The following is a 1,902-nucleotide window of genomic DNA, read 5'->3' on the forward strand; positions in this document are numbered from 1 at the left end:
GGCAGGTCGGGATCGCCGGACGCTCACGATTCCGCGCACATTGCCTGCTTTGACCAGGAATTGTTGCGTTGATTGCATTCATTGCCCGCAATCCAAGCTTGCGAGCGTTCACACGGCTCTGCAAGGAGGGCGTCTTCATCAGTAATCCTGAATTTTGCAAAGGAAGACGTCATGAACATTTCAACGACGGAAATTGACATAGACAAGCCGCAGCTGCGGAGGGCCTGGTCTCTGATTGACGAGGCCTTTCGACGGCACGGACTGTGCGTTCGGCGCGAAAGTGATTTTGAGAAGGCTGATCGCTTGTCAAAAGAGAACGGTTTGGTGGGGTTTGAAGCAAATTTTATCGTAGGTTTGCACACCTTCACGAACTGTCAGGCATTTTGGCTTGGTTTGTTTGACCGGCAGGGTCAGTGCGTTGGGCGGGTTGGTGCGCGACTCGATCAAATGAAGCCGCCCATGACGCTTGCTGACTTCTGGAAGAGGCATGTCTTCCGATGCTATCCTTCAGCTGAGGGGGGCGGCGTGAAAATGGCGTCTGACCAGCCGCGTTTCGGGAACAATATCTCCGGAAATGTCGTTTATCTCGGCGGGGCCGAGATACATGAAGACTGGCAGGGTAAGAAGCTTGGCGGTCTTCTTGTTCAAATGGCCCAGATCGAAGCATTGGACGAATGGCAAGCCGACTTCGTATATGGCTGGATGGAAAGCTGGAAATTCAAGGATGGCTTCTGGCGTGATTGTGGCTTTACACACGCATATCCACGTGGCCTGCGCTGGGACGGCGCCGGACCTGTTTCGATAGACGAAAACCTGATTGTTGCGGGAAACTCGGCTGCGGATATCTTGGATCTGATAGACCACATTGTCCATTCTCGGACACCAGCTTGACAAGACAAAACAGTCGCTCAAACCCTGATTTTGTGTGGAATTTCAAAATAAGGCGCTCGAGAGTCAGGTCCGGTGTGTTCTCTCCGAGAAGGTCACCCGTTCTCTGGATGTCAAACCAAGGCTCGCGTTGATTGGCGGCACAATAACCAAACGCCTGCCGTTGTCTATAATCCAGCGGCAGGCAATGAGGCGGCTGGGGTGTATCGGTCGCATCGGGAAAATAGTGTCGTAAAACAGTTTGTCGTCCAATAAACGTTGATTTGGGCACATCGTTCTTGCACGTCGATGGGACAAACAGCATCAATCGTCGCGAAATCCAGGTCATGCGTTGATCGTGAACGATCAAGCCCTTGTTTTCGCGCCACATGCGGAAAAGGTATTGAGCATCCTCGCCCGCTTCGCCTCTTTCGACGCGGGCAATATCAAGCGGCTCAACAAACGCTGTCATGCACCCCTCCGAAGGCGGTCCAGACCGGGGGCTGGTAGCCCTTCGACATGGCATCCTCGACAATGTCGCGCCGGGCGGCGCGGGCAAGGTCTGCCTGCTCGTCCGCGCTGAGCGCCGTGACACGGTCATGATCAAACATGTCGTAACAATAGAAGTCGAGAAGATACAGGCAGTCATACTGCGCTGCAAGCTTGAACAGCTCCAGAAACTCCAGCTCTGTGTTCGAAAACTCTAAGTGCCTGTGCTTGTCCATCTGCTCCTGCCTGTTCCTTCGCCTCGCAAACCACCAATGCGGCACCCGCCAACAAGCAAATGTGAGGCCAGAATTGGGAGCCCGGCCCGCTCATCCTCAAGGTGACCTCCGGCAGGTCTGCAAGCCCAAGGGGCGGGACGTGCTGCCAGAGCCTCGACGCAAGCGGACCTGTGCCAGCGCATGGGGTCTTTCTGCCGACTATTGCCCGAATTATTGATAAATACAACCTTTAAGAAGTTCGATCCAAACCTAGCGCATAGGATGTGTTTCGATTGCCAGCCGGTACCCGGGCGCCCGGCCCCCCTTGACC

The 1,902-nt window shown here is 54.6% G+C and carries 4 protein-coding genes; all 4 read right to left on the reverse strand.

Features of this window, described 5'->3' with window-relative positions; all coding sequences use genetic code 11:
* Positions 1 to 306: 306 nt before the first annotated feature.
* Genes E1297_RS02280 through E1297_RS02295 form a run of 4 tightly spaced genes read right to left on the reverse strand, consistent with a single transcriptional unit; the run spans position 307 to position 1,592 of the window.
* Positions 307 to 489, reverse strand: a complete 183-nt coding sequence (locus E1297_RS02280) for a hypothetical protein (protein WP_155133378.1) — start codon at positions 487 to 489, stop codon at positions 307 to 309.
* An 18-nt stretch (positions 490 to 507) separates the two neighbouring features.
* Entirely contained in the window at positions 508 to 756 is a 249-nt protein-coding gene (locus E1297_RS02285) for a hypothetical protein (protein ID WP_155133381.1), read from the reverse strand.
* Positions 749 to 1,339, reverse strand: coding sequence for a hypothetical protein (locus E1297_RS02290; protein ID WP_155133384.1), 591 nt, complete (start codon positions 1,337 to 1,339; stop codon positions 749 to 751). Before E1297_RS02290 ends, E1297_RS02285 begins: the two co-directional genes overlap by 8 nt.
* A complete protein-coding gene (locus E1297_RS02295) occupies positions 1,323 to 1,592 on the reverse strand; it encodes a hypothetical protein (RefSeq protein WP_155133387.1) in 270 nt (89 codons plus the stop codon). The genes E1297_RS02290 and E1297_RS02295 overlap by 17 nt, the downstream gene beginning before the upstream one ends.
* Positions 1,593 to 1,902: the final 310 nt, after the last annotated feature.

Source organism: Roseibium sp. RKSG952 (genome assembly GCF_009711355.1).